Genomic DNA, 7,261 nt, shown 5'->3' on the forward strand with positions numbered 1-7,261 from the left:
GACCTTGTTTTATCAATTTTGAAAAAGTTCCTCCCATAGAAATCACATCATCATCGGGATGCGGACTAAAAAGAATCACTCTTTTTTTAGCAGGATTGGCTCTTTCCGGACGATGAGAATCATCAGTATTTGGTTTTCCACCTGGCCATCCTGTAATGGTATGCTGCAGTACATTGAACATATTAATGTTCAAATCATAAGCAGAACCTTCTTGTGCTAAAAGATCTGACATCCCGTTGTTGTTGTAATCACGGTCTGTTAATTTTAAAATGGACTGTTTTGTTTTTTGACATAACCAAACAATCGCTTTGCTTTTTAATTCCTGTGTCCAGATGCATTCCCCCACTAACCAGGGTGTTTTGAAACGCGTTAATTCTAAAGCTGCAGACTGGTCTAAAACGAAAGTGGCATTAGGATGATTTTGTAAAAATGTTGCAGGTACTTCTGAGCTGATATCTCCCTGAATAGTTCTTTTAATAATACCGGCTTTGTTTTGTCCCCAAGCCATCAGGACAATCCTTTTTGATCTCATAATGGTAGAAACGCCCATGGTAATCGCTCTTTTTGGAACGTTATCAATACCATTAAAATCTGATGAGGCATCTATTCTTGTAATATGGTCTAATGTAATAATTCGGGTACCAGAGTTAATGTGTGATCCCGGTTCGTTGAAACCTACGTGACCTGTACGTCCGATGCCTAATAATTGAAAATCAAGGCCTCCTGCATTTTTAATATTCATTTCGTAGTCGATACAATATTGATTCAATTCTTCAATTGCAACAGTACCATTAGGAATATGAACATTATCAGGATCAATATCAATATGATTGAAAAGATGCTGGTGCATGAAATAGTGATAGCTTTGATTGTTTTCTTTTGTCATTGGATAATATTCATCCAGATTAAAAGTCATAACATTGCTAAAACTAAGTCCTTCTTGCTTGTGCATTCTGACTAATTCCTCATATACCTTTATAGGAGAAGAGCCTGTAGCCAGACCCAATACACAAGATTTATTTTTTTCTTGTTTAGATCTAATTAACTGAGCAATTTCCTGCGCAACGATTATTGAAGCTTCTGCAGAACTTTTGAAAATTTCATTATGAATTTTTTCAAATCTGGTTTCTTCAAATTTTCCTGCACTTTTGTAGCTGATATCAGGTTTTATTTCTAAAGCACTTTTCATTTTTTTGTTTTTATAGTATTATATATAAAGTTAAGACTTTTTATGTAATGGTATAAGCAACTTACGCTACTTATACCATTTACAACCAAACTTAAACTTATTTTTGATCTTTTTTTTAGAAGTTAACTCCAGTATCCCACCAAAGTCTCGTAGCTCCAGTATCTGGTCCATTTAACTTCGCGATTCCGGTATCAACACCTTCTTTGTTTCCTGCAATTTCAGAAGCGACAAAGTTCACTCTTCTAACACCTAATGCAGAACTTATAACACCATTACTTGTATTATTGGTTATTGGAAATAATTTAGGATATCCAGTTCTTCTCCACTCCGTCCAGGCCTCTTGTCCATCAGGAAAACCAGCGATCCATTTCTGTGTAATAATTTTTTGCAATTTTACTTCATTTGAAGCTCCTGCTTCCCAAGCAATACTTACATTGTTAACTGCAGGAGTACTATTCGCAGGATCTACAGGATCAATATATGCTTTCGGTAGTAAAATACTAGTTTTATAAGTAGCAGACGAAGCTCCAAATTGCTCAAAAGAAGCTGCGATTCCTGCTTCATATAGAGTTTGAACATCGTCACCCATATTCCAACCTCTTAAAGCACCTTCAGCCCTAAGGAAGAAAGTTTCAGCAGTTGATAAGAAAACAATTTCTTTTGTATTAATACCTTCTCCAACTTTAGAAAAATCTTTACGAGCAGCTTTTGTAGCACCATCTGGTGCAACCGGCAAAACAATTCCTGTTCTAATACCTTTGTATTCTCCAGGATATTTTACAGAAACGTTAAAGAATTTTGAAAGTCTTGGATCATTATATCCGCCTAAAATAGATTCCATATCAGCAGACATATTGATATCTTCATAGCTATTACTGTTTCCATAAACAGGATTAACAAAACCGCTTTGAAAAACAAAACTATCATCTTTAGTAGTCATGATACCATATTTCTGAGCAATAGATTTTTCAGCTTGAGCTTTAGCTACTGCTGGTGCTTTTACCGCTAAACGGATTGCTAATCTTAAACGAAGTGAATTTCCGAATTTTGCCCATTTAGCATAATCACCACCATATTTAGAAAAATCAGCTTTTCCTATAATAGAAACTTTTCCTGCATCTTTACTATTAGATAATACTGTAATTGCTTCATCTAGATCAGCAAACATTTGAGTGTAAACCTCTTCTTGAGAATCATATTCTTTAACAGAAGCTTCAGAACTGTATTTAGAATACACTATTGGTCCATAAATATCTGTAATTCTATGCATTGCCTCTACTTTCAAAATTTGAGACATTGCATAAATTTCTGGATACAATCCTTTGGTTTTGCTTTCCTGCTCAATTTTTAAGGCGTTAGCCATTACTTTACTGTAGGCATCATCCCAGGCTCTACCGTTCCAGCCATTAACTAAATTATAAGTCATGTTATTGTTATTACTTCCAAAAGGATTTGGAGTAGCCATATATCCTGACCAAATATCTCCTTGTAAGTTTTGCTGAATTTGATATCCCCATAAAGGATCTTGTTCAAAAATATAATTGAAAATTACTTGTGAATATCCAGTAATATTATTAAAGTCCTGAGCTAAATTTTCAGCGGTAGACCCTTGAGGATCTGAATTAATATCCTCAAAATTATCAGTACAACTAAATGCAGCTAATAGACCTAAACAAAGGATCGATTTTTGTATATATTTTCTTGTCATGATATTTTTTTATTAAAATGTAACATTTAAATTAAGACCGATACTTCTAGTCGTTGGCAATCCAAAAACATCAACTCCTTGTAACCCTTGACCTGTACTTAAAGCAACATTTGGATCAAACGGAGCATCTTTGTAAATAAAGAATAAGTTTCTTGCAATTAATGATATACTGGCATTTTGAATAAATGTAATTGCTTTTGAATTAAAAGTATACCCAACAGAAAGCTCTCTTAAACTAACATTTGTTGCTTTATAAACATATTCCCCTAAAGCTCCACTTCTACCTCCTACAGTACCATAATAGTCTTCAGCAGAAATTTTATTTACCGGAGTAACACCATCAGCTGCTACAGCATTAACATTTACTCCTCCTGCATTTTTAGCATCTCCAAAAGCTTTTGAAACACCATAAGAATCATTTAATGCCTGAGTCATGCTTAAAACATTTCCACCAAATCTACCATCTAACAAAACGTTTGCAAAGAAAGATCCCAATTTAAATTTGTTAGACCAGCCTGCCATAAAATCTGGATTGGCATTCCCAACTTCTTTGAAGTTTTGATCCACTTGGGGTTTTCCAAGATTATTTAGTAATAATCTACCTTGATCATCTTTTACAAGTGTATACGCTTCAATAACACCATAAGGTCTGCCTTCTACTAAAGAGAATCTGTATGCGTTAGATCCTGGATCAGTTAAAATTACGCGTCCCCCTAATTCTGAAGGAAGTTCTTTTACTTCATTTTTATTTTGAGAATAGTTTACTGTTGTATCCCAAGAGAATTTATCTCCTTTGATAATTTTAGCATTCAACACAACTTCAATACCTTGATTTGCAATACTTGCAGCATTGAAACCGTAATTAGTATATCCAAAAGGATTTGTTGACGGGGCCGGAGCCTGTACATATTGATTTTTAGTTTTAGAATTATAGTACGAAATTTCAAAGCCTAATCTATTATCAAACATCCTCCACTCTGTACCAATTTCATATTCTGATTTCAATTCTGGTTTTAACGTTTCTCCAGGTCTTGGACCTACAGCTGGTTGTATAAATTGCCCTCCAAGAATGGTATATCTTGGTGATGTTACAAAAGCAGCAATATCGTTACCTACCTGAGCATAAGAAGCTCTCACTTTTCCATAATTTATCCATTCTGGCATTGAAGTCATTTCACTAATAATACCTGTTAAACCCACAGAAGGATAAAAATAAGATGCACTACCTGTATTTACTAATGTAGAAGACCAATCATTTCTTCCTGCCACATCTAAATACAATATGTCTTTAAATCCAAAAGAAGTAGAAGCAAATACTGATTGCACTTCTCTATTTGAACCTGAAAGTTGTTGATTTGCTTTATTATTAACAAAGTTTCCTAATGTAAACCAGTTTGTATTCACTAAACCACCATTATTAGTTCCTGAATTTAAAACTGTCTGCTGATTAGCCATCGTATTATTTATACTTGTACCAACTATAGCATTGAATGAAAAATCTTCATTAAAATTGGTGTTAATTTTTGCAATTAAATCTCCGTAACGTTGCGTACTTAAATTTGCAATATTGATATATGTTCCAGTTGGAGCAGTAATAATTTCAGAAGTTGTGGCATAAATCTTTTTATCAAAAATACTTTCAATACGATTATAACTATATCTTCCAGCAATATTTAACCAATTGCTTACTTTATAGTCTAATGCTAGAGATCCATTAAAGAAATTATTTTTATCTTCAGATTTAGCTTTATTGATTAACCAATATGGATTTTGAACGTACTCATCAATTACTGGGTAGTTTTGAGTTTCGATATTTCTAACCGGATCAAAAATCTGATAATTATCTTTATAAAAATTAAAGTCATTTCCGTTTCCTCTTGGCATTAAGTAAACACCTAATAAAGGATTAAAGTTAAGTCCATTTAAAGGCCTGTTTTGAATAGTTTGAGAAGTGTATTTACCATCAGCAGAAACTGTTAATCTATCATTGAAGAATTTTCCAGTTTGACGAATACCAAAGTTATTTTTCTTTAAGTTATTTCCGGGCATAATCCCTGACGAGTTAGTATTTGCATAAGTAATATTAGTACTTGCGACAGATGAACCTGTTGTGAATCCGAAAGATGTAATTTGCGTTACACCTGTTTCAAAAAAGTCTTTTACATGGTCAGCAGTTTTTTCCTTATCTCCATTACTGTTATAGTCAGTTTGAAATTCAGGCAGGTAAGCTGCCGTTTCAAAAGTAGTTACAGAAGACCCACTAAAATTTGATTTACCTTCTTTCACTTTTTTAGAAGAAAGTAAAATTACTCCATTTGCTCCTTGAGATCCATATAATACAGAAGCTGCGGCACCTTTTAGAACTGTCATTCCTTCGTAATCATCAGGATTAATTAAAGAAACAACATCTCCTCCATCACGATTACCGCCGTTACCATCCCCAAAAGTGCCATTTGGCTGAGTCGGAGACCCGTTGTACAGTGGAATACCATCAATAACATAAAGAGGCTGGCTATTAGTTATAGATGAATTACCACGAATAACTACTTTTGTTGATCCGCCCGTACCACCAGCACTTTTCGTTACAGCAACACCTGCAATTTTACCAGCAATTGTATTGATAACATTAGCATCTTTTACACGAACTAGTTCTTCTCCTCTTAATTCCTGAGTCGCATAAGTTAATGATTTTTTACTTTTAGTAACACCTAATGAAGTGACCACAACCTCGCTAAGTGCGTTTGAAGCTGCTGTTAGTAATTTCACATTAATTGTAGTTACATCTCCAACAACTATGTTCTGAGTTTCAAGGCCTACATAAGTAAAAACTAATGTTTGCCCTTTTTGTGCCTCTACAGTAAAAACACCATCAAAGTCAGTAATTGTAGCTCTTTGACCTCCTTGTACAGCAACAGAAGCCCCTGGTAACGGCATTCCATCAGAATCTGTAATCACACCCTTGATACTCTTTACCTGTGCAAGCGAAACCTGCGCGGTAAAAACAATCATAAAGATTAAGAAAAATTTTTTCATGTTTATTTATTATTTGTTAGTTATGGGGTAAATTTATTCTTAAGGTTCTGTTAAAAAAAATAATTTATACAAACTGCAATAAACTTTAAACGAACGACATAAAACAATCAATAATACGTTTCACGAAAACGTTTTTCCATTAAAAAAAAGTATGATTTCGCATTTTTTATAAATTTTAATTCAAAAGAATTGCGTTTTAACAACTAATTGTTTAAAGTTGCAATCGATTAATATGCTTTATACAAATCATTAAACTATTTAAATTGAGTGAAATTCAAAAATTAAATTTTGATATTAAACTTCAGAATCATATTTGGTTTTGGGGAGGTTATTTTACACTTAATTTTTTAAGATGGGGTGCTTATTTTAATGACTATCCTTATTCATTTAAATCTAATCTTATTGAATTTTCTTTACATATACCATTAGTTTATTTTAACCTTTTTATTTTAGTTCCGCGTTTTGTACTCAGGCAAAAATACATCCAGTATACTTTTGCTCTACTAGTAAGTCTTTTTGGAATCTATTTGTTAAAAACAGTTTTGACTTATTATCTTATATCAGAAAATATATGGCCCGAAGCTAATCGTGAATACCATCCTTTTGAGATGAATCATATTGTAGCTGTATGTATTGGAGAATTGTATGTTTTAGCTATGGCTTCTTCTGTATATTTAACCCTGACATGGTTACGTGAGCGTGAAAGAAACAGGTATTTGAGGGAAAATCAGTTTAAAATAAAATTAAAATACCTTGAAAATCAAATCCAGCCACACTTTTTCTTTAATACATTAAATAATTTATATTCATTATCCTTAGAATCATCTGATAAGGTTCCTGATGTAATAATCAAACTTTCCAATTTGATGGAATATGTGTTATATGATGTTAAAGGAACCAAGTTTGTTCCTTTAATTAAAGAAATTAACTACATTCAAAATTATATCGAAATTGAAAAACTGCGTTTTGAGAATGTCGAAGTCACTATTAATCTGGAATCAGATATAGAAGACATAAAAGTTCCTCCCTTAATATTTATTTCCCTGGTAGAAAACACTTTCAAGCATGGAGGACTCAACAATAAAAACCTAAAAATAAAAATCAATTGTAAAGTTATCGATAACAAGACATTAGATTTTGAAATCATAAATAATTTTGTAATTTCACAAAATGTTAACCACAAAGGAGGTATAGGACTGATTAATACCAAAAAGAGGTTAAAATTAATTTACAAAAATAATTATAGTTTACACCACACTACAAAACTGAATTATTATATAATCCGTTTGCAAATACCTATTAATAATGAAGATTAAATGCGTGTTGATTGA

At 32.8% G+C, this 7,261-nt stretch carries 4 protein-coding genes; 1 reads left to right on the forward strand and 3 read right to left on the reverse strand.

Features of this window, described 5'->3' with window-relative positions:
• From nagB to ABI657_RS18640, 3 genes are all read right to left on the reverse strand, one after another.
• Positions 1-1,189, reverse strand: a 1,189-nt coding sequence (gene nagB / locus ABI657_RS18630) for a glucosamine-6-phosphate deaminase (RefSeq protein ID WP_348098775.1), incomplete at its 3' end; no start/stop codon positions are given.
• Positions 1,190-1,304: 115 nt separating this feature from the next.
• A complete protein-coding gene (locus tag ABI657_RS18635) occupies positions 1,305-2,897 on the reverse strand; it encodes a RagB/SusD family nutrient uptake outer membrane protein (RefSeq protein ID WP_348098776.1) in 1,593 nt (530 codons plus the stop codon).
• A 12-nt stretch (positions 2,898-2,909) separates the two neighbouring features.
• Positions 2,910-5,930, reverse strand: coding sequence for a TonB-dependent receptor plug domain-containing protein (locus tag ABI657_RS18640; RefSeq protein ID WP_348098777.1), 3,021 nt, complete (start codon positions 5,928-5,930; stop codon positions 2,910-2,912).
• A 263-nt stretch (positions 5,931-6,193) separates the two neighbouring features.
• On the opposite strand from ABI657_RS18640, the gene ABI657_RS18645 reads away from it, so the two are divergent.
• Complete coding sequence (locus tag ABI657_RS18645; RefSeq protein WP_348098778.1) at positions 6,194-7,246, forward strand: histidine kinase; 1,053 nt, start codon at positions 6,194-6,196, stop codon at positions 7,244-7,246.
• The last annotated feature ends 15 nt before the right edge of the window (positions 7,247-7,261 follow it).

Origin of the sequence: Flavobacterium sp. (genome assembly GCF_039930565.1) — a bacterium.
Lineage (GTDB): Bacteria > Bacteroidota > Bacteroidia > Flavobacteriales > Flavobacteriaceae > Flavobacterium.